Annotated in this window: 20 protein-coding genes; 6 read left to right on the top strand and 14 right to left on the bottom strand. The window is 69.6% G+C overall.

Features of this window, described 5'->3' with window-relative positions:
* Positions 1-62: 62 nt before the first annotated feature.
* On the bottom strand, positions 63-1334 hold the full coding sequence (locus AB0I19_RS05625) for a glycosyltransferase 87 family protein (RefSeq protein WP_357144884.1): 1272 nt from the start codon (positions 1332-1334) through the stop codon (positions 63-65).
* A gap of 76 nt (positions 1335-1410) precedes the next feature.
* A complete protein-coding gene (locus tag AB0I19_RS05630) occupies positions 1411-1839 on the bottom strand; it encodes a MarR family transcriptional regulator (RefSeq protein ID WP_357144887.1) in 429 nt (142 codons plus the stop codon).
* A 58-nt stretch (positions 1840-1897) separates the two neighbouring features.
* On the opposite strand from AB0I19_RS05630, the gene AB0I19_RS05635 reads away from it, so the two are divergent.
* The 5 genes from AB0I19_RS05635 to AB0I19_RS05655 all read left to right on the top strand — a co-directional run bounded on the left by AB0I19_RS05635 (position 1898) and on the right by AB0I19_RS05655 (position 5676).
* Positions 1898-2917 carry a hypothetical protein gene (locus AB0I19_RS05635; protein WP_357144890.1) on the top strand — a complete coding sequence of 340 codons (1020 nt, stop codon included), beginning with the start codon at positions 1898-1900 and terminating at the stop codon, positions 2915-2917.
* A gap of 69 nt (positions 2918-2986) precedes the next feature.
* Positions 2987-3223, top strand: coding sequence for a hypothetical protein (locus AB0I19_RS05640; protein ID WP_357144893.1), 237 nt, complete (start codon positions 2987-2989; stop codon positions 3221-3223).
* A complete protein-coding gene (locus AB0I19_RS05645) occupies positions 3220-4125 on the top strand; it encodes an RNA polymerase sigma-70 factor (protein WP_357144896.1) in 906 nt (301 codons plus the stop codon). Before AB0I19_RS05640 ends, AB0I19_RS05645 begins: the two co-directional genes overlap by 4 nt.
* 16 nt (positions 4126-4141) lie before the next feature.
* A complete protein-coding gene (locus tag AB0I19_RS05650; protein ID WP_357144899.1) occupies positions 4142-4636 on the top strand; it encodes a hypothetical protein in 495 nt (164 codons plus the stop codon).
* A 167-nt stretch (positions 4637-4803) separates the two neighbouring features.
* A complete protein-coding gene (locus AB0I19_RS05655; protein WP_357144901.1) occupies positions 4804-5676 on the top strand; it encodes a hypothetical protein in 873 nt (290 codons plus the stop codon).
* Here AB0I19_RS05655 and thpD read toward each other — a convergent pair.
* The 5 genes from thpD to AB0I19_RS05680 all read right to left on the bottom strand — a co-directional run bounded on the left by thpD (position 5664) and on the right by AB0I19_RS05680 (position 9568).
* Positions 5664-6581, bottom strand: coding sequence for an ectoine hydroxylase (gene thpD, locus AB0I19_RS05660; protein ID WP_067635438.1), 918 nt, complete (start codon positions 6579-6581; stop codon positions 5664-5666). The two genes, AB0I19_RS05655 and thpD, sit on opposite strands and share 13 nt — an antisense overlap.
* On the bottom strand, positions 6568-6969 hold the full coding sequence (locus tag AB0I19_RS05665; RefSeq protein ID WP_067487457.1) for an ectoine synthase: 402 nt from the start codon (positions 6967-6969) through the stop codon (positions 6568-6570). Before AB0I19_RS05665 ends, thpD begins: the two co-directional genes overlap by 14 nt.
* Complete coding sequence (ectB, locus tag AB0I19_RS05670) at positions 6966-8234, bottom strand: diaminobutyrate--2-oxoglutarate transaminase (RefSeq protein WP_357145143.1); 1269 nt, start codon at positions 8232-8234, stop codon at positions 6966-6968. The genes AB0I19_RS05665 and ectB overlap by 4 nt, the downstream gene beginning before the upstream one ends.
* A gap of 5 nt (positions 8235-8239) precedes the next feature.
* On the bottom strand, positions 8240-8764 hold the full coding sequence (gene ectA, locus AB0I19_RS05675; protein ID WP_357144904.1) for a diaminobutyrate acetyltransferase: 525 nt from the start codon (positions 8762-8764) through the stop codon (positions 8240-8242).
* Between the two features lie 90 nt (positions 8765-8854).
* Positions 8855-9568, bottom strand: coding sequence for a response regulator transcription factor (locus AB0I19_RS05680; RefSeq protein ID WP_067487451.1), 714 nt, complete (start codon positions 9566-9568; stop codon positions 8855-8857).
* 288 nt (positions 9569-9856) lie between these two features.
* Here AB0I19_RS05680 and AB0I19_RS05685 point away from each other — a divergent pair, with 288 nt between their 5' ends.
* Positions 9857-10789: a threonine/serine dehydratase gene (locus AB0I19_RS05685; RefSeq protein ID WP_357144907.1), complete on the top strand. Its 933-nt coding sequence runs from the start codon at positions 9857-9859 to the stop codon at positions 10787-10789.
* A gap of 6 nt (positions 10790-10795) precedes the next feature.
* Here AB0I19_RS05685 and AB0I19_RS05690 read toward each other — a convergent pair whose 3' ends face one another.
* Genes AB0I19_RS05690 through AB0I19_RS05720 form a run of 7 tightly spaced genes read right to left on the bottom strand, consistent with a single transcriptional unit; the run spans position 10796 to position 19163 of the window.
* Positions 10796-11650 (bottom strand): SDR family oxidoreductase, encoded by an 855-nt coding sequence (locus AB0I19_RS05690; RefSeq protein ID WP_067492253.1) that lies wholly within the window; start codon positions 11648-11650, stop codon positions 10796-10798.
* 34 nt (positions 11651-11684) lie between these two features.
* Positions 11685-12335, bottom strand: a complete 651-nt coding sequence (locus AB0I19_RS05695; RefSeq protein ID WP_357144910.1) for an FHA domain-containing protein — start codon at positions 12333-12335, stop codon at positions 11685-11687.
* A 1-nt stretch (position 12336) separates the two neighbouring features.
* Positions 12337-13626 carry a VWA domain-containing protein gene (locus AB0I19_RS05700; RefSeq protein ID WP_357144913.1) on the bottom strand — a complete coding sequence of 430 codons (1290 nt, stop codon included), beginning with the start codon at positions 13624-13626 and terminating at the stop codon, positions 12337-12339.
* Complete coding sequence (locus tag AB0I19_RS05705) at positions 13623-14636, bottom strand: protein phosphatase 2C domain-containing protein (protein WP_357144916.1); 1014 nt, start codon at positions 14634-14636, stop codon at positions 13623-13625. The genes AB0I19_RS05700 and AB0I19_RS05705 overlap by 4 nt, the downstream gene beginning before the upstream one ends.
* Positions 14633-17032 (bottom strand): tetratricopeptide repeat protein, encoded by a 2400-nt coding sequence (locus AB0I19_RS05710; RefSeq protein WP_357144919.1) that lies wholly within the window; start codon positions 17030-17032, stop codon positions 14633-14635. The genes AB0I19_RS05705 and AB0I19_RS05710 overlap by 4 nt, the downstream gene beginning before the upstream one ends.
* Complete coding sequence (locus AB0I19_RS05715; RefSeq protein ID WP_357144921.1) at positions 17029-18198, bottom strand: hypothetical protein; 1170 nt, start codon at positions 18196-18198, stop codon at positions 17029-17031. The genes AB0I19_RS05710 and AB0I19_RS05715 overlap by 4 nt, the downstream gene beginning before the upstream one ends.
* Positions 18195-19163 (bottom strand): glutamate ABC transporter substrate-binding protein, encoded by a 969-nt coding sequence (locus tag AB0I19_RS05720; protein WP_357145145.1) that lies wholly within the window; start codon positions 19161-19163, stop codon positions 18195-18197. Before AB0I19_RS05720 ends, AB0I19_RS05715 begins: the two co-directional genes overlap by 4 nt.
* Position 19164: the final 1 nt, after the last annotated feature.

The raw sequence follows: 19164 nt of genomic DNA on the forward strand, positions 1-19164 counted from the left end.
CGTCAGTTTCCTCGAACGGCTGCCGAAATACCCGGGCGGATCGGCCTCAAACAGGGCGGTCCTCAGGCGGCGGGGATGACTTCCGGGCGGGCGGGCTCCACCGCGACGGACTTGCGGTCCGCGCGCCTGCCGGTGACGAGGAACAGCACAACCAGCGCCACCGCCAACCACACATAGGTATCGCCGATGAGGTGCTGATCCCAGGTCCACGACGTTTCCCGGTGTTCGCCGTCGGGCAGGAAACTGTGCGGCGCGATGACGAAGACGGCGGCGACCACGACGGCCGTGGCGTACCAGCCACGCGCGCTCGCGGCGGGCAGGGTGCGGGCGTGGCAGACGATGGCGAGCAGCGCGGGCGCGATCCACACCCAGTGGTGCGACCACGAGATCGGCGACAGCAGCAGGGTGAAGACGGCGTTGAGGGCTAAGGCGATCGCGGGAGCGTCGGCGGCCTTGCGCATGGCGACCACGACGAGGGCGAGCAGCAAGGCGCCGAAGAACAACCACAGTGCGTCGAACGGCAGGCCCGTGATGTGCAGGCGGGCCAGCACCGCCTGAATCGACTGGTTCGTGTGGAAGGCCGAACCGCTCAGTCCCGAGACATTGCCGAGGCCGCCGAACCAGTAGCGCACGGACTCCGTCGGCAGGATCGCGAACGAGGCGAGCGTGGCGATCGCACCGGTCGCGGCGGCGGTGGCGGCGGCCTTGTAGTCCTTGCGGACGAGGAAGAACAGCACGAACGCGGCGGGCGTGAGCTTGACGGCGGCGGCCAGGCCGATGAGCATGCCGCGCGGGTAGCGGGTCTTGGGCAGCAGGCAGTCGGTGGCGACCAGCACCATGAGCAGCAGGTTCACCTGCCCGAAGTCGATGGTGGCGCGCACCGGTTCGAGCAGCATCGCGACCGGTAGGGCGCACGCGGTGATCAGCAGGGCGACCTGCTTGCGATCGGGGTTGTAGCGGCGGGCGACCAGGTACAGCGTCCAGGCCAGCGCGGCGACCGACACCGCGACGTAGAGGGTTTTGGCCGCACCCCACGGCAGCAACGCGAACGGCGCGAGCGCGATCGCGGCGAACGGCGGATAGATGAACGGCAGTCCGATACCGATGCTGGTCTTGGGGAGCTGGCCGTACATATCGGCGCCGTCGCGCATGGCCTCGATCCCGAGGCGATACACCTGCAGGTCGATGAAGGCGCCGGAGTACGGTTCGAACGGCCACAGCGGGGTCCGCATGCACACCACCGCGACGACACCGAGCAACACCGGCACCAGCCACCAGGCTCGATTGATCGGGCGTGGGGTCGGTTGCGCGGGGTGGGTGGTGTCACTACTCATCCGCGGCGACTATACCGACCGGGCGCCCGAGTCGGGGCACCGACCTTCGGCGGCAGTGACGCGCACGACACCCCGTTCAGCCTTGGTTGTAGCGGACGAGCAGGCGGGCCAGGGTGCGGACATCCTCGTCGGACCAGTCGGCGAAACGGGCGGTGAAGGCGGCTCGGCGGGTGCGTTCGGCCTTGCGTGCGACGGCGCGACCCTCGGGGGTGGCGCGCAGTATGTGGTTGCGCCGGTTGGCGGGGTCGATTTCGCGTTCGAGGTAGCCGAGCTGCTCGAGCGCCCCGACCTGTCTGCTGACGGTCGACTTGTCGAGCAGGAACTGAGCGGCCACGTCGGCGGCCTGGCAGCCGCCGCGTTCGAGGACGAGGTCGAGGATGCTGTAGGCGACCAGGCTCAATTCCGGGTGTAGTTCGGCGGCGCGGCCACGGGCGCGGCGGGAGAAGGCGGTCAGCTCCCGCTGGATGGCGTCGACGGCGTCGTCCCTTGCCTCTGACTCAGTCATGGTTGTACGATACAACAATCATAGTTGCATTTACCAACCTTCTTGGAGACTTCCCTCGATGACCGTCACCCAGCTGCGGCACCTCGCCGGCCACCTGCTCACCCCTCTGCTGATGTGTCTCGGCATGGCCCTGGCCTATCTCGGCGCCTTCCATCAGCCCACGCCGAACCATCTGGCGCTGGCCGTTGTCGGCGATTCCCCGCAGGCGATGGTGCTCGCCCAGACGATGCAGAACCGGGGCGGGTCGGGTGTCGACGTCATCACCGTGCCCACCCGCGAGGCCGCGACGGACCTGCTGCACGAGCGCGACCTCGTCGGCGCCTACGTGCCCGATGCCGCGCGCCCCGAACTGCTCGTGGCCACCGCCAGTTCGGACACGAGTGCGATGGCCGCCGAGGTGGCGTTCCGGTCGGTCGCCGACCATCAGGGCGTGCCGCTGGTGGTCACCGACGTGACGAGCAAGGCCGAGGGCGATCCGACCGGGCAGGGGCTGTTCTTCCTGCTGGTGGCGTTGAGCGTCGGCTCCTACGGCAGTGTCGCGGTGATCGGCGCCGCGGGCGCGATGCTGCGGATGCGGGTGCGCGCGGCGATCGGCGTGCTGACGGCCCTGGTGGTGAGCCTGATCGGTGTCGTGGTGGCGGGCCCGGTGTTCGGGGTGATCGACAGCGACTTCGCGAGCGTGTTCGGCATCGCCTGGCTGTATTCCGCGGGCATCATCCTGATCGGTATCGGCCTGCACACCTTCCTGAAGCGCTGGACCACGCTCGCCCTGATCACCCTGTTCGTGATGCTCAACTTCACCACCTCCGGCGGTGTCTACCGGCCGGAACTGCAGAACGGGTTCTTCGGTGCGCTGCACTCGTTCTGGAACGGTGCCGATTTCGTCGAAGGTCTGCGCAGCCTGCTGTACTTCGACGGCGACGCCGGTTTCACCGCACGCCTCGGCGGGTTGTTCGTATGGCTGGCGGTCGGCGTGCTGCTCGTCGCCGTCGCGGGGAAGTACGAGGCGCGGCATGCCCCCAAGCCGGTCAGCGAGCGTGCGGTCGAGGAGGAGATCGGCGAATCCGTCGCCGTCTGAGTGGGGTGACGTGCACCACAACGGCTTCCGCGGTGTCACATTCCGGTGTGCGGCGGTGTCTCGGGAGGCATGTCTGAACACAGCACACCGAACAAGCGGATTCTCGTGGTCGGCGGTGGTTACGCCGGGGCGCTCGCGGCCGAACCGGCGGAGCGAGGTCGCCGCGTCACGCTCATCTGCGGTACGGCGCCGTTGCGAACCGACGAAACGCTGACCAGCCTCGACCACGACCGGATCGTCGCGGCGGGAGATGCCGCGGGCGGCACTCGGCCCGTGGCTCCGGCGCAGGAAGTTCCGTCCTCGTGACCACCGACGAACACGCCGAGCGATTCACGCTGCTGCGGCCCCTGCTGTTCACCATCGCCTACGAGATCCTCGGTTCGGCCACCGAGGCCGACGACGTGCTGCAGGACGGTTATCTGCGATGGGCCGACGTCGATCTCACGACGGTGCGCGATACCAAGTCGTATCTGGCGCGCGTGGTGACCCGCCTGTCGCTCAACGCTCTGCGTGCGAGTGCGCGCAGGCGCGAGAACTATGTCGGTCCATGGCTACCCGAGCCCGTGCTGCTCGACGACCACGACGCCTCGGCCGATGTGCTGCTCACCGAATCGGTGTCGATGGCCATGCTCGTCGTCCTCGAGACACTCACCCCCGACGAACGGGTGGTGTTCGTGCTGCGCGAGGTGTTCGGCTTCAGCCACGACGACATCGCCGCCACCGTGGGCAAATCCGTGGGGACGGTGCGGCAGGCGGCGCACCGGGCCCGCAGACACGTGCAGGCGCGGCGCAAGCGCTTCGGGCCGGTCGACACCGCGACTACCGCCCGGATCACCGAGCAGTTCATGACGGCCGCGACCACCGGCGACACCCAGGGGCTGCTCGCAGTGCTCGCCGACGACGCCACGCTCACCGCCGACGGCGGCGGCAAGACCCTCGCCGCCCGCCACCCGGTGGTCGGCGCGCAGGCGGTGGCCGCCCGGCTGGTGAGCCTGTTCCACAAGCGCCGTGCCGCACCAGGTCTCCGCGTCGAAACCGTCAACTGCAACAACTCCCCCGCGCTCGTCGCCTACCGGGGTGATCACGTGGAAGGCGCCTTCCTGATCGAGATCACCGGCAACGAGATCACCGACATCTACGCCATCCGCAATCCGGACAAGCTCCTGGCCCTCGCCGAGCCACGCCGGATCAGCCGCACCCCGAACTGACAGACAGGAAGAACGAATGCCCATCAGCGAGAACCGCTTCCGCAAAGCCGGTCTGTACTTCGTCGCGATGACGTCCATCGGCGCCGTGACCGGTGGCTGCGGCACGGCGGAGACCGAAACGTCCGACCCGGCCGGTCAGGTCGAGGTCCTCGAGCTGCGCGTGCAGAACATCCGGTACGAGGCGATCGACCTCGGCCCGGCGGGGCCCAGCCTGGGCGACATGGATGTCTACTCCGGCGACGCGATCCAAGACGGACGCGCGGTCGGCCACGGTGGCGGCACCTGCCAGACCCTCCGTATCGACGGCGGCGACGCCACCATGCAGTGCTCGATCACGATGGAGCTCGGCAACGGCTCGATCACCATGCAGTCGCTGTGGAAGCGCGGGACGAGCCCGCTCGACATGGCGATCACCGGTGGCACCGGCGACTACCGCGAGGCGCGGGGCACCGTCCGGTTCTGGGACATCGCCACGCCGAACGAGCGAGCGCGGGCCGAGATCATCCGGTGAGCCGTGCAGCGGTGGGCGCGGGCATCGGGAAGGCGCAGGCGGATTACGAGGAGGTGAGATGACCGATTCCGTGTCATGAATCAGCCCGCGTTCGGGGTGGGACGCGGGTACGGTGTAGCGCGCGACCGATGCAGGGGGTACTACGTCGGAAAGGGTGGGCTGCACCGATGAATCGTCCTGGCGCACAGCGCCCCGGTGACGTGCCGCTCGAGCACCGCTACACCGGGGCCGATCCCATCGACTGGTGCGGTGCCGACGTGTACCCGATGTACACCGAGGCGCTACCGACCGGGACGACCGCGCTACGACTGCGCGCGCTGTCGGTGATGCCGCCCACCGACGTATCCGGATTGGGTCTGGGGCTCACCGTCACAGACGGCCACGTGCATCTGGGCGGGCGAACCCTGGGCGGCGTGGACATCTGGTCCGACGCGCTCGCGGCGGGCATCGACATCACCGTCACCGCCGAGGCGCCCGACGCCCTGTTCACCCTCACCCCCGTCTGGGTGGCCGGTGCCGGCCCCCAGCAGTCGTGGACCGGCAACTACGGCATGGTCGTCGACCTGCTGCCCGACGGTGCGTCGACGCTGTGGTGCAGCACCGGCCCGGGTACCCCCGACTTCAACGAACTCGTCGTCGAACTCACCCGGGCCGACGCGGATCCCGCACCGACCGATCAGCTGCCACGGGTGGGCACCCAGCCACTCGTGCGGGCCGAGCCGCCCCTGTACGCCCGCCCGACCGCGCGTGTGCAGCCGGTCGTCACCGCCGAACCGACCGCGCAGCCATACGCGGAGCAGAATGTCGGACGCGCGCTGCACGACCTCGGCTCGGCCATGTTCGCACGGGGAGAACACGACTCGGCTCGTGTGCTCTGGGCCCAAGCCGCCGAGGCCGGATGCAGCGCCGCCGCCTACGACCTGGGCCTGCTCGCCCTGCACGTCGGCGATATCGGTGCCGCCCGCACCTGGTGGCAGACCGCGGCCCACGAGGATCCCCGGGCCGGGGCCTGCCTGGCCGAGCTGCCTCAGCGCACCTGATCCACCAGGTGCCGCTCGGCGGATAACGACCGCACGGGCGTGAAATCACGTGCGGCGATGTGCTCAGGCCTGCGCTGCGGCGCCGCGAACGGCTCGACCAGGGCGTTCTCGACACTGTTGAACACCAGGAAGATGTTCGACCTGGCATACGGCGTGATGTTGTTCGACGACCCGTGCATCAGGTTGGAATCGAACAGCAGCGCCGAGCCTGCCTTGCCGGTGAACTGGGTGATGCCGTAACGCGCGGCGAGGAAGGTGATGTCGTCGTTGGTCGGGATGCCGATGCGCTGCTCGCGCAACGACTCCCGGTAATGACCTTCCGGCGTCTCACCCAGGCACGGCACGAACGTGCGATGCGAGCCCGGCATCACCATCAGCGACCCGTTGAACGGGTAGTTGTCGGTCAACGCGATCGACAGACTCACCGCGCGCGGGGTCGGCATCCCGTCCTCGGCGTGCCAGGTCTCGAAATCGGAGTGCCAGCCGAACCCGCTGCCACCGAAACCCGGCATGTAGTTCACCCGGCTCTGATGCAGATACACCGGCGAACCGAGGATCTGCTCGGCGAGCCCGACGATGCGCGACTCGGCGAGCAGTTCCGCGATCGGCTTGCTCAGCCGGTGCACCTGGAACACCGAACGGACCTGTCCGGCAACGGGTTCCACGATCACTCGCTCGTCGCCGTAGAGCACCGGGTCGGCCGCCAGATGCCCTATCTCGGCCCCGAAGGCCGCCACCTCGTCCGCGCTGAGCAGATCCGGGATCGTCGCGAAACCGTTCGCGTCGAACTCGGCCAGCTCGGGTGTACTCACCTGCCCCCACACCGTCGGATCGGTGCGCTCGATGTGGGGGGCGGGCTCGGACAACCGCGTGGGGTAGCGGTCGGACCGATCAGACACTGGCATCCTCCTCGATAATCAGCGGATACACCCCGTTCTCGTCGTGTACCTCGCGGCCGGTGACCGGCGGATTGAACACACACAACATCCGCAGCGTGGTGCGGGCGGTGACCTGATGACGTTCGTGACCGTCGAGCAGGTACATCGAGCCGGGACCGAGCGGGTACACGGTCTGGTCCTCGAGGTCGAGCAGTTCACCCTCGCCCTCGACCAGCCAGACCGCCTCCACATGGTTCTGGTAGTGGAACCGGTGCACGGTGCCTGCCTCGATCGTGGTCTCGTGGAACGAGAACCCGACCTTGTCGCCCGCGAGCACGATACGTTTGCTTCGCCACCCGGGACCGGCCACATCGCGGTCGGTTCCGGTGATCTCGGCGGTGGTGCGCACGATCATGCGGCACCACCACAGACGGTGTCGATGCTGTCCGACAGCACCGAGAGACCGCGGTCGAGCTCGTCGCTGCGCAGTGTCAACGGCGGCAGCAGTTTCACGACCTCGTCCATCGAACCCGAGGTCTCCACCAGCAGACCCTGCTCGAACGCGGTACGGCAGACCTTGCCCGCCTGCGACGGGTCGTCGAACACGATGCCGTGCACCATGCCGCGACCGCGGGTGGTGATGCCCTCGTGCCGCTGCGCCACGGCCGAGAGCGTGCGGCCGATGTACTCGCCGTTGGCGGCGGTGAGCCGGGCCAGCTTGTCGTCGGACCAGTACTCGCGCAGCGCGGCGGTCGCGGTGACGAACGCGGGGTTGTTGCCGCGGAAGGTGCCGTTGTGCTCACCGGGAGCCCACTGGTCGTGCTCGGGCTTGAGCAGCACCAGCGCCATCGGCAGGCCGTAGCCACCGATCGACTTGGACAGGGTGACGATGTCGGGGGTGATGCCCGCGATCTCGAAGGAGAAGAACGGGCCGGTGCGGCCGCAACCCATCTGCACGTCGTCGACGATCAGCAGGATGTCGCGGGCGGCGCAGAGGCCGGCCAGGTGGCGCAGCCACTCGGCGCGGGCCAGGTTCACACCGCCCTCACCCTGCACGGTCTCCACGATCACCGCGGCGGGGCGGTCGAAACCCGAGGAGCTGTCGTCGAGTACCCGCTGCATCCAGCCGAAGTCCTCGATGGTGTTGTCGAAGTAGCCGTCGTAGGGCATCGGGGTGGCGTGCTCGAGCGGCACACCGGCGCCCGCCCGCTTGGCCGCGTTGCCGGTGACCGACAGCGCGCCGAGCGTCATGCCGTGGAAGGCGTTGGTGAAACTCAGGATCGTCTTGCGGCCGGTGACCTTGCGGGCCAGCTTCAGCGCCGCCTCGACCGCGTTGGCACCCGTGGGGCCGGGGAACTGCACCTTGTAATCGAGCCCGCGCGGGGTGAGCAGGGTTTCGCGGATGGTCTCGAGCAGTTCACGCTTGGCCACGGTCGACATGTCCAGACCGTGGGTGATGCCGTTGCTGCCGATGTATTCCAGCAGCGCCTTCTTGAGCACCGGGTTGTTGTGGCCGTAGTTCAGCGCGCCTGCGCCCGCGAAGAAGTCGAGGTAGTCGCGGCCCTGCTCATCGCGGATCCAGGCACCTTCGGCGGTGGTGAACACGGCGGGCCAGTCGCGGCAGTAGCCACGCACATTCGATTCCATCGCTTCGAAAATGCTGGTGTCGGTGGTCGTGATCATGATCATGCCTCCTGGCGCTGAGCGGGCGAAATAATGTAGAGGTGCTCGGCTTCGTGGGAATCCGGAAAATGATGTGCTTCGAATAGTTCCTCGATACGCAATTGCGCGCCGCGTTCGCGGGCCACCGCGGAGAACAACGCCTGGGAAGCGGAATTATCGGGGGAGATCGTCGTTTCCAGGGTGTTGATCCCGGCGGGTGCCACGGAATCGAGCAGGGCGTGCAGGAGTTTCGCGGCCAGACCCCGGCCGCGGAATTCGGCGTCGACGGCGATCTGCCAGACGAAAAGCGTGTCCGGCGCATCGGGACGAACATACCCGATCACGAATCCCACTGCCTGCCCGCCACATTCGACGACCATGGAGGTCGCTTCGAAATCCCGGCACCACAGCAGATAGGCGTAGCTCGTATTCACGTCGAGCACGCGGGAATCGCGCGCGATGCGCCACAATTGGGCACCGTCACCCAATCTCGGGTGTCTGAGAATAATTTCCGAACCTCGAGCCGCCGCGGTATCGGTCGGCTCCATGGACATAGTCGGACTCGGCATACATTCCACCTTGACTAAGAGACTTTACGGTCTTTGTGTCGAGCTCTTTGCGGTTGTATGACGAATCGTTTACTGCGGCTGGATATCCAGCCGGTAACCCAGCCCGCGCACGGTCACCACGATGCGCGGATCCGAGGCGTCGCGCTCGATCTTGGTGCGCAACCGGCGCACGTGGACGTCGACGATGCGTTCGTCACCGAAAAAGCCTTGATCCCACACTCTTTCGAGCAGCACCGCGCGGCTGAGCACGCGGCCGGGGGTCTCGGCGAGTTCGCACAGCAACCGGAACTCGGTGACCGTGAGGTGCAGTTCCTCGCTGCCCCGGCGCACCGCGCCCGCGTCGGCCGCGAGGACAAGCGGACGTACCGGGTCGTCGTCGAGGACCACTTCGGGAGTGGCATCGCGTTCGGCGGTGATCCTGGCGCGGCGGCGCAGGGCGCGCATCCGGGCGGTGATCTCCTTGATCTCGAACGGTTTGCTGACGAAGTCGTCGGCACCGGCTTCCAGGGCGGCGACCACGTCGTGGGTGTCGTACCTGGTGCTGATCACGATGATCGGCACGTCGTGGTCGCGGCGGATCTCACGGATGCAGTCGAAACCGTCGGTGGCCCCGCGCATCAAGTCCACGATCATCAGGTCGGGCGGGCCGTCGTTGCGGAGCCGGTCGAGGGCGTCCTCGGGGACACCCGCCTCGGCCACGGCGTAGCCCTCGTCTTCCATCGCGCGGCGCAGATCGCCCCGCATCTGCACATCGTCGTCGACGATCATCAAGTTGGCGGTCATCCTCGCACCTCGCTGCCGCCCGGCGCGACCGTGACCGCCGATGCGGCTGTGTTCTGCCAATGCTCGCTCATGTGCACTTCCTTTGCTGACACGCTCGTGCGTGCGGCCGGTACACCTGGGGAATTCGCGTCCCCAGTCCGACACGACATCCCGCTTTCGAGCTTGTTACCAATCCGTTACTTACCCAGAGCTCTCGTCGCGTAAACCCGCCGTAACAATTCGTGCCCGATTTGCACGGTTTCAAAGGTCGGTCGGGGTGCCGCGCGCGGTGGCATAGTCGACGGGGTGATGCCCACTTTCGACGACATCGAGGCCGCCGCCGCGCGGATCGAGGGCCGGGTTCGCCCGGTGACGGTTGCACCGGCTGGACCTGGGGATTCCCCGCTCTGGTTCGCGCTGGAGTTCTTGCAGTTCACCGGGACTTTCAAGGCGCGTGGCGCGCAGAACTTCCTGCGCGCCGCCGGGGAGTTGCCCGCCGCCGGTGTGACGATCGCCTCAGGCGGCAATGCGGGACTCGCGTGCGCGTGGTCGGCGCGGGAAGCGGGGGTGCCGGCGACCGTGTTTCTGCCCGAATCGGCGCCGCCGGTCAAAATCCGTCGACTTCGTGACTTGGGCGCCGATGTACGACTGATCGGTCCCGAGTACAAGCAGGCGCTGGCCGCGTGCCAGGAGTTCGCGGCGGACACCGGGGCGCTGTTCTCGCACGCCTACGATCACCCGCTCATCGCGGCGGGCGCGGGCACGCTGATGCGCGAGATCCAGCAGCGCGTGCCCGATCTGGACACGGTGGTCGTCGCGGTGGGCGGCGGTGGACTGTTCACCGGAACCGCGGTCGCCGCACAGCATTTCGGCATCCGCACCGTCGCGGTGGAACCGGTGGGCTGCCGCTCGCTGAACGCCGCGCTCGAGGCGGGCCGTCCGGTGCAGGTGAGCGTCGACTCGATCGCCGCCGATTCGCTAGGCGCACCGAACGTGTCGGAGATGGCGCTGGCCGCCGCCCAGCACCCCGATGTGGTGTCGGTGCTGGTCGAGGACGAGACGATTCGCGCTGCCCGCCGCCAGCTCTGGGACGAGCACCGGATCGCCGTGGAGAACGGTGCCGCGACCGCGCTGGCGGCGCTGCGCGACACCGGTTCCGGTGCGGCCTACCGGCCCGCCGAGGGCGAGCGGGTCTGCGTCATCCTGTGCGGTGCCAACACCGACCCGTCGGACCTGATGTGAGCGGGCTCAGCGCACCAGTTCGTTCTTGGTGGCGTAGTTGGTCATCGCGGCGTTGAGGCCGCGCATGGCCAGCGTGTAGCCGTAGGGGACGTAGCGCTGGCCCCAGTGGGCGAGGTGGATGTCGCGGGAGGTGTAGACCCAGTAGCGGTTGCGTTCCACACCGCGGATCACCGCGTCGGCGGCCTGTTCCGGCGTGACGGCATGGCGCAGGAACAGGCCGATGGCCTTGCGCAGCGCGGCGTTGTCGCGGTCGACGCCCGCGATGTCGACGCTGTCGACCATCGGGGTGGCCATCGCCCCGGGAAGTACGAGGCTGACGCCGATCTTGTGCCTGCGTAGGTCGAACCGCAGTACCTCCGACACACCGCGTAGCCCGAACTTCGTGGCGCTGTAGGGCGCGTGCCACGGCAACCCGAACAGTCCGGCCGCCGAGGACACGTTCACCAGATGACCGCCACGCCGTGCGGCGATCATCGGTGGCAGGAACTCCTCGATGACGTGGATGGGGCCCATGAGGTTGATGTCGATGGTGCGCCGCCACTGCTGATGGGTGAGTTTGTCGACGGTGCCCCAGGTGGCGATGCCCGCCACGTTCATCACGATGTCGACGTGCCCGACGGCCTCGAAGGTGTGCGCGGCCAGCCCGACGACGGCCGAATGGTCGCTCACATCGGCGGGATGGGCCAGGTGCACGGTGGCACCGGCGGCGCGCAGTTCCTCGGCGGTGGTGGCCAGCGTGTCGGCGGTGATGTCGGTGAGCACCAGTGACGCGCCCTTGGCGGCGGCCGCGAAGGCGGTGGCCCGGCCGAGACCGCTGGCGGCGCCGGTGATCAAACAGGTCTTCCCGTCGAACTTCGTCATGGCCCCGACCCTACGGTTCGCTCGATGTTCCCGTCTACGACAGGGTATCGATGGTTATGGTCGTCCAGCCGCCGACGTGCAGACGGCTACCCGCCCGCAACGGCACCGGAACTTGTGGCGACAGCGGTGCCTCGGTGCCGTCGAGGCTGGTCCCGTTGGTCGAACCGAGGTCGGTGACGGTGAGCGAGCCGTCGGTCCCGACGCGCAACAGGGCGTGCGCACGCGACACTCCCGGGTCGGCCGGGGCGATGCCGAGGTCGATCTCGGGCACGATGCCTTGCGAGGCCGAGCGTTTGCCGATCAGGAACTCGCTGCCGCGCAACTCGATCCGGCGTTCGGGGTAGAAGCCGGGGAATGCCACCCGGTCCGCGTCGGGACCTTTGCGGGCCTGCACCCGATCGTAGAACTCGCGGTCGGCGAGGACCCTGGCCACCCAGACGGTTTCGCGCGCATCGGAGGTACCGCGCAGATCGGCGGCGGGTGAGTCAGTGCGCGGTGGCGGCGGCGCGGGCAGGGCCGAGTCGTATCCGCAGTTCTCGCAGAACCGTCCGCTGGTCGGCACCGAACACGCGGGGCACAGGCGCAGATCGGCCGGATCGGCTGCCGGGACACCGGTGAGCGCCGACCCGCACACATCGCAGTAGTCGGTGGCCTGCGTCTGGTGACCGTCCGCGCACACCGCCATGTCAGGAACCCTCCGACCGCAATCGGGTGGTCTTGGTGGAGCGGATGTCGAGCGCGAGTTCGTCGGCGGCCGCGACCTGACCGCGCAGCTTCACCGTTCCGTCCTTCTCGTCGACCTCGACGACGGTGCGAAGCAGTTTGGCGGTCGACTCGTGTCCCGAGGCGGCGGCCAGTTCCACCGCGCGGCGCAATTTCGCTGTGGCCGTGGACAGATCGCCCTCGCGGCGGGCGGCGAGACCCTCCTGGACGGCCTGGGCGAGTTCGACCTGGCCGGTGTAGTGGGCGACGCGGGTGCTGATCCTGGTCGACAGGGTGGAGTCGGTGGTCCACACCGCGCGGACCAGCCCCTGACCGAGCACGTCCTCGCCCGCGAGCACGCTGAGGCGGGCCGCGAGCTTCTCCCGCCCGGGCGCGGCCGGTTCCAGTTCGATCTGCACGTGGTATTCGCGTTCCTCGGCCGCCCACGACGACAGCGGGTAGTCCCCCACCTGCGCACCGGAATCGGTGCGGCGCCCGGTGAGGTCCTCCAGCACGGGTGCGACCTGCTTGACCATGCGCACCCGCGCGCCGGCGGGAGTCCACACGCGCAGGGTGAGTTCCGGGATCACCCGGGCCGCCGACGAGCGCATCATGGCGGCGAAATCGGCCGACAGGTCCTTGGGATCGGCGACGATGTCGGCGCCGCCGGACAGCTTCGAGGAGATCTTGTGCAGATCGGCCGCCGCCCAGTCGGCACCGACACCACGGCAGTCGCAGACGAAAAGTCCTTCGGCGCGGTCGAGTTCGGTGGCCAGCTGCTCGGGGGTCTCGTGTTCGTTCTTGCCGTCGGTGAGCAGGATGGCGTGCGCCTGGGCACCCGGATGCCCGGCGGCGACCTGGCGGGCAAGGGCGAGCCAGGACCCCATGGCGGTGCCGCCGTCGGGCCGCAACCGATCGAGGGCCCGCTTGGCGGCGGTGCGGTGCGTGTGGTCGGCGGGCGCCGACAGCGCGCCGGTGGGGTAGATCATCCGCGCGGACTCGGTGCCCTCGATGATGGCGAAGGCGGTGCCGTCGGGGATCTCGTCGAGCGCGGCGCGGGTGGCGGTGCGCGCGTTCTCGAACTTGCGCTTGTGCCCCATCGACCCGGAGCAGTCGATGATCAGGATCTCGAGCCGGGGCGGCGGGGTGGCGACGGCGGCCAGTTCGGGGCCGGTGGCGACGGTGAGCACCGCGTCGACCACGCTCGCGCCCTCGGCGAGGAATTCGTTCTGGTCGACGGCGACCGAAATGCCTGCGGTATCAGGGGAACTCATGACACTCCTGGATCGGGTACAGCGGCGCGCGCGGGCACGGGGGCGAGCGCGACCGTGATGTTGTCGCTGCCGCCGCTGTCGAGCGCGAAGTCGGCCAGGGCGCGGGCCGCGGCCTGCGGGGTGGTCTCGACGGTGAACCCGGCGAGCGCGACCGGATCGGGCAGGTAGTTCCACAGCCCGTCGGTGCACAACAGCAGGGTGCCTGGTTCGGTGACGAGCATGCTCTGCAGGCAGTTCGCCGACCAGGGCGCCTCGCCGCCGTCGGCACCGAGCCAGCGCAGCAGGGTGTGCGCACGCGGATCGCGCATGGCGGCTTCCTCGTCCATGGCGCCCGCGTCGACGAGGGCCTGGGCCCACGAGTCGTCGACGCTGAGCCTGCGCGACGCCGTCGGATCGCCCGCGGCGAGCCAGAATGCCCGGCTGTCACCGACATTGGCGACGGTGATCTCGGTGCCCTCGGGGGTGTCGCGCAGGATCGCCGAGACGTAGGTGCACGAGGGCGCGTACTCGGGGGTGCGTGACATGCCGCGTACCGCGGCGACGGCGGTGGCCAGTCCGGCCATCACGGCGTCGGGGGCGGGGCGGCCGTCGGCGAGCGCGGCCAGCACCGCGTCGACGCCGGTGCGGGCGGCGGTGCCGGAGGCGGCCTGTGGGTCCTGGGAGGTCGAGACGCCGTCGCTGACGACGATCGCCCGGACACCGTCACCGTCGCGCACGGCGGCGGCGACCGCGTCCTCGTTGCGGGAGTGGCTGATTCCGCGATCGGTGAGGATGTACACCGGGCCGAGGTCTTCCTCGAAACGGTCCGGAACCGGCTTCGGGGTGCGGCACACCACGCACAGCCCGGCCTCGTAGCGCCGTTCCCCGCAGGTGGGGCACTGCGGCACCGTGACCGGATCGTGCACCGGCAGGGCCGCCTTGCGCACTCCGAGTTCGCGACCGCAGCTCTCGCAGTACCGGTATCCCGCCCTGGCCGCGCCCGCGCAGTCCGGGCAGCCCGGGGCGGTCACAGCGTGGTCCTGGGGCGCACGTTGTTGGCCTGATCCACCAGCACGAAGCGGGTCCACATGTCGTCGGCTTCGCGCGCCAATGTCCGCAAGCATCGTTCCAACCCCGTCCGCACTCCCACTTCGGTGAATTCCACATCCAACAGCTTGCCTGGTGCACTCGGCCGCTGTCCCGACCGGATCCAGTTCAGTGCCGCCTCGAGCACGTGCATGCGTACCCGGGCGGTGCGCGCACGCGAGTCGAGCCGCAGGTGCTCGACCCGCTCCCCCGCCTCGCGCAACGCGGCTTCGTCCAGTTCGGCCGGACCGCGATCGGCCAGCAGCGTCTCCACGGCACGCACGCGGGCCTCGGTGTGCATCGACGAGGTGCGTTCGACCTGGTCGAGCACCCGCACCGCACCGGCGCGGTCCCCGTCGGCGCGACGCAACCGGGCGGCGCCGAAGGCCGCCGACAGATAGGTGTGGTCCGTGCACCAGACCAGGTCGTAGAGGGCGAGCGCCTCGCGTGGCCGGTCACCGTGCTCCAGCGCCACGGCCAGGGCGAGCTTGGGCGCGGGTTCGCCGGGCAGCGCCGCGTAGACGGCCTCGAAATCGGCCGCGGCACTGCCGTAGTCGCCCTTCAGCAGGGCGGCCTGAGCGCGGTACCACACCGTGCGCCAGTCGAAATCCAGCTCCAGCCCGGCGAGCCGGGCGAGGGCGGCGTCGGCCTCGCCCGCCTCGAGTTCGGCGCGCACGAGGCGCAACGGGATCTCCACCGATTCCCCGGCGCCGGTCACGACCGCGCGCAGGCCCGCGGTGAGCGCCTGCTCGAGTTCGGCAGGGGTCGCGGCGTCGGTGGTGGCCAGCAGCGCGGCGCCGCTGTCACCCGGGTCGACGAGCGGCGCGGGCAGTGCGACGACGACCGCGGCGGGTTCCGGTGTGGCGCCTTCGATTCCGAAGACGGCGCGGGCGGGACCGAAGACGGCCGACATGCCGGGGCGCGGTACACCGTCCTCGGCGGCGAGGACCTCGCGCAGCACACCGGTGAGCTGGTCGGCCATCTCGCTCGTCGAGGCGAAACGGGCCAGCGGATCGGGGTCGGTGGCGCGCAGCAGGAACCGGTACAGCGAATCGTGGCGGGCCAGCAGCGGTTCGGTGTCGGGCGTCGGCAGCGGTCCGAGGCGGCCGTCCACCGAGGGCACCCGCATCATCAGCACCGCGAGGGTGCGGCCCGCCGTGTAGATCTCGGTGGCCACGGTCGGGCCCGTTTCGGCGATCTCGGGTGCCTGGTAGCCGAGGGTGCCGTAGATCGGGGACGTGGTGTCGTCCATGGCGATCACGGCGCCGAGGTCGATGAGTTCGAGGCGTTCCTCGGTCTGCATCACGTTGTCGGGTTTGAAATCGCAGTAGGCCCAGCCGCGCGCGTGCAGATAGCCGAGGGCGGGCAGCATTTCCAGCACATAGGCGATGGCCCTGGCCGGCGGCAGGTAGGCGTTGTGCGCGGCGCGGTAGTCGCGCAGGATCTGCTTGAGCGAGGTGCCGCCCACATAGGCCATCACGATGTAGCCCACCGGTTCGCCGTCGGCGTCGGCGTGTTCGGTGAAGTTGTGGATCTTGACGATATTGGGGTGGTCCACCTCGGCGAGGAAGCGCCGTTCGGCCAGGGCGGCGGCCTGCGCGTCGCTGTCGCCGGTGTCGATGAGGCCCTTGAGCACCACCCAGCGGTCGTTGACGCGGATGTCGGTGGCCAGGTAGATCCAGCCGAGCCCGCCGTGCGCGAGGGCGCCTTCGACCTTGTACTGTCCGCCGACCAGGTCGCCGGGTTGCAGGCGCGGCACGAACGAGTAGCGGGTACCGCAGTGCGGGCAGAAACCGCTGGTGCGTCCCGGGATTCCGTCGTTGGTCCGGCCGACCGGTTTGTCGCATCGGCCGCAGTAGCGGTCGGATTCGGGGACCTTGGGGTCGGTGAGCACGGCCGACGCGGGATCCACGCGCGGTACCGGCGGCACCTCCACCAGTCCGGCGCCGAGCCGGCCGCGCGCCGCCGACCGGGCCGAGCCCGAGCGGGTGCGCACCGAACGGCTCGAGGTGCGGTTGGCGCTGACGGTCGCGGCCGACGGGCTGTGCACGGGGGCGCTGAGCGGGGCGGGCGCGGTGCCGCAGGTGTCGCAGTAGCCGTCGACGATCGTTCCGCCGCAGCCGGTTTCGGCGCAGAGTCCCGGCGCGGTGACCTTCGGGGCGGTTCCGCTCGAGGTGCCGCCTGTCGGGGCAGGTGTTCGCCGGACGGCCGTGGTGTGGCCCGAACGCCGGGGCGAGGTCGGCGCGGCGCCGTGGACGGCGACCGCCACGGGCGCGGTGCCGCAGACGGCGCAGTAGCCGTCCTCGATCACACCGCCGCAACCCGGTTCACTACAGATCATGCTGTCCGCCCCGCTTTCTCCCCGATGATCGAACGATAGTCGGCGACCGCCCGGGTGACGGCGGCCAGATCGCACGGTGTGCGCGTGAGCAGGCCGGCGGCGATGCGGTCGGCGGCGAGCACATCGCGCTCTTCGGCCACACCCAGGCGCGAGGCCTTGGCACGGTAGGCGGCGAGCCTGCCCTGCAGCTCCGCCCGCCGATCGAGCAAACCCTGCGCCAATTCCGTTCGGCGCGCGGTCTCGTCGGCCGCGTCGTCGGCACGGACACGCAGGGCGAGCAGGTGTTCGACGGTCGAGCGGGTCGGTTCCTCGCCGAGGGTCGAAAGCTCGGCGAGCAAGGTCGCCGCCGACGCGCCACCCGGCGGCAGCGATCCGGTGTGGACCTTGCGTTCGGCGCGGGCGGCGGTGTCGTCGGCGCGGCGCTGCGCATCGGCGAGGTCGACGAGCCGGGCCCGCAGTGCCCCGACCGCGGCAGGGAGATCGGTTGCCACCGAAAGGAATTCGGCATTGCGGGCGGCTTCGGTCTCGATCAGCTCGGTGAGCGAGGCCAGTGCCGCCGCGATCTCACCCGGCGCGAAGCCGAGCGGGTCGGTACCCGCGCGGCGCAACAAGTCGGCCAGGGGTTCGGTGGCGGCGGCCAAGGCGCCGTTGGCCTGCTCCACCCGCTGCTGCAAGGGCGCGAGGGCGCCGAGTACCTGCCGGTCGACGGCCTCGACCTCCTCGGCGAACGGCGCGACGAACGCGAAGGCGGCGCGCATGCGGTCGAGACAGTCGGCGATCCCGACCGTCACCACGGTTTCGCTCGGCCCGGTGAGCCCGCGCTGCGCCAACGGCACCGGTACCCGGGCGATTTCGTGCGGACGCCCCCGCAGCAGGTCGGTGAGCCGGGCGCGGGCACGATCATCGATCCGGCCGCGCCCACGCACCGTCTCGGCCTCGGTGAGGATGGCGCGCACGCGGGCGAGGTCGTCGAAGAGCTCGCCGAGCGCCTTCTCCACCGGCGCCCATCGGCGCGCGGTCTCCCCCTCCGGCGGGTAACGGCGCACCAAGGCGATGCCGGGGTGTCGGTCCAGTTCGAGCAGGGTGCTGCTCACCGTCGCCAATTCCGCGGTGCGCCCGGCCAGTTCACGATCGATCTCGGCGGTGCCGAGTATCGGCGAACTCATCCGGCGTACCTGGGCGCGGGTGCGCCGGGCGACGGGCCGAGCGCCGACAGATGCTGGGCGTAGATCCGTTCCCAGGTGCCGTCGCCGCTGATCCGTTCGAGCACGCCGTTGACGAAACGCACCAATTCGTCGCTGCCCTTGGGCACCCCGACCGCGTAGGCCCCCGAACCGATGGGCGCACCGACGAGTTCGAGGTTGCGGTCCTGGGCGACCAGACCGGACAGGATCGGTTCGTCACCGCTGATCGCGTCGACGGTGCCCTGTTGCAGGGCGACGAGGCAGTCGGTCCAGTTGGTCACGCCCAGCACCGTCGGCGGGGTCGGCAGGGTGAACAGCGGCGCGGCCGCGGTGGTGCCCTTGGTGACGCACACCCGTTTGCCCGCCAGGTCGGCGCCGGAGGCGATGCCGGCGCCGCGCGGCGCCGCGAAGCGTTGGGCCGCACGGTAGTACACGCTCGAGAAGTCGACGTCGCGGCGGCGCTCACAGGTGGCGGAGAAGGTGCGCACGATCATGTCGACCTTGCGCTCCTGCAGCAGCTGGATGCGGTCGGCGGCGGTCACCGAACGCAACTCGATGCGGTCGGGGTCGCCGAACAGGTCGCGGGCGATCTCGCGGGCCAGGTCGATGTCGAAGCCCTCGAGCCGCCCGGTGGACGGGTTGCGGAACCCGAACATATAGGTGTTCTGGTCGACGCCCACCCGCAACCTGCCGTTGGCGACGATCGCGGCCATCGCCGATCCGGTGGGCATCGCTCCCGGTCGCGGCTGTGCCCGCGGAGCCAGGGTGGCCTCGGTATCGCAGGATCCGGTGCCCTCGGCGGTCGGTGCCGAGGTGATCGACTCGGCGCCCGGCAGCGGTGGCGCGACGGCGGTGGCCTCGATCGACGACGGCGCGGGCGCGTCACCGCAGCCCGCGAGCAGGACGGCGGTCGCGGCGAGAACCAGCGCGAACCGGGAACGACGAATG

This window comes from Nocardia sp. NPDC050413, from assembly GCF_040655475.1.
In the GTDB taxonomy this organism is placed as follows: Bacteria; Actinomycetota; Actinomycetes; order Mycobacteriales; family Mycobacteriaceae; genus Nocardia; species Nocardia coubleae.

Coding starts and splice junctions, on each gene's coding strand:
- AB0I19_RS05625 (WP_357144884.1), bottom strand. CDS start 1,334: ATGAGTAGTGACACCACCCACCCCGCGCAACCGACCCCACGCCCGATC.
- AB0I19_RS05630 (WP_357144887.1), bottom strand. CDS start 1,839: ATGACTGAGTCAGAGGCAAGGGACGACGCCGTCGACGCCATCCAGCGG.
- AB0I19_RS05635 (WP_357144890.1), top strand. CDS start 1,898: ATGACCGTCACCCAGCTGCGGCACCTCGCCGGCCACCTGCTCACCCCT.
- AB0I19_RS05640 (WP_357144893.1), top strand. CDS start 2,987: ATGTCTGAACACAGCACACCGAACAAGCGGATTCTCGTGGTCGGCGGT.
- AB0I19_RS05650 (WP_357144899.1), top strand. CDS start 4,142: ATGCCCATCAGCGAGAACCGCTTCCGCAAAGCCGGTCTGTACTTCGTC.
- AB0I19_RS05655 (WP_357144901.1), top strand. CDS start 4,804: ATGAATCGTCCTGGCGCACAGCGCCCCGGTGACGTGCCGCTCGAGCAC.
- thpD (WP_067635438.1), bottom strand. CDS start 6,581: ATGCCAGTGTCTGATCGGTCCGACCGCTACCCCACGCGGTTGTCCGAG.
- AB0I19_RS05665 (WP_067487457.1), bottom strand. CDS start 6,969: ATGATCGTGCGCACCACCGCCGAGATCACCGGAACCGACCGCGATGTG.
- ectA (WP_357144904.1), bottom strand. CDS start 8,764: ATGGAGCCGACCGATACCGCGGCGGCTCGAGGTTCGGAAATTATTCTC.
- AB0I19_RS05680 (WP_067487451.1), bottom strand. CDS start 9,568: ATGACCGCCAACTTGATGATCGTCGACGACGATGTGCAGATGCGGGGC.
- AB0I19_RS05685 (WP_357144907.1), top strand. CDS start 9,857: ATGCCCACTTTCGACGACATCGAGGCCGCCGCCGCGCGGATCGAGGGC.
- AB0I19_RS05690 (WP_067492253.1), bottom strand. CDS start 11,650: ATGACGAAGTTCGACGGGAAGACCTGTTTGATCACCGGCGCCGCCAGC.
- AB0I19_RS05695 (WP_357144910.1), bottom strand. CDS start 12,335: ATGGCGGTGTGCGCGGACGGTCACCAGACGCAGGCCACCGACTACTGC.
- AB0I19_RS05700 (WP_357144913.1), bottom strand. CDS start 13,626: ATGAGTTCCCCTGATACCGCAGGCATTTCGGTCGCCGTCGACCAGAAC.
- AB0I19_RS05710 (WP_357144919.1), bottom strand. CDS start 17,032: ATGATCTGTAGTGAACCGGGTTGCGGCGGTGTGATCGAGGACGGCTAC.
- AB0I19_RS05715 (WP_357144921.1), bottom strand. CDS start 18,198: ATGAGTTCGCCGATACTCGGCACCGCCGAGATCGATCGTGAACTGGCC.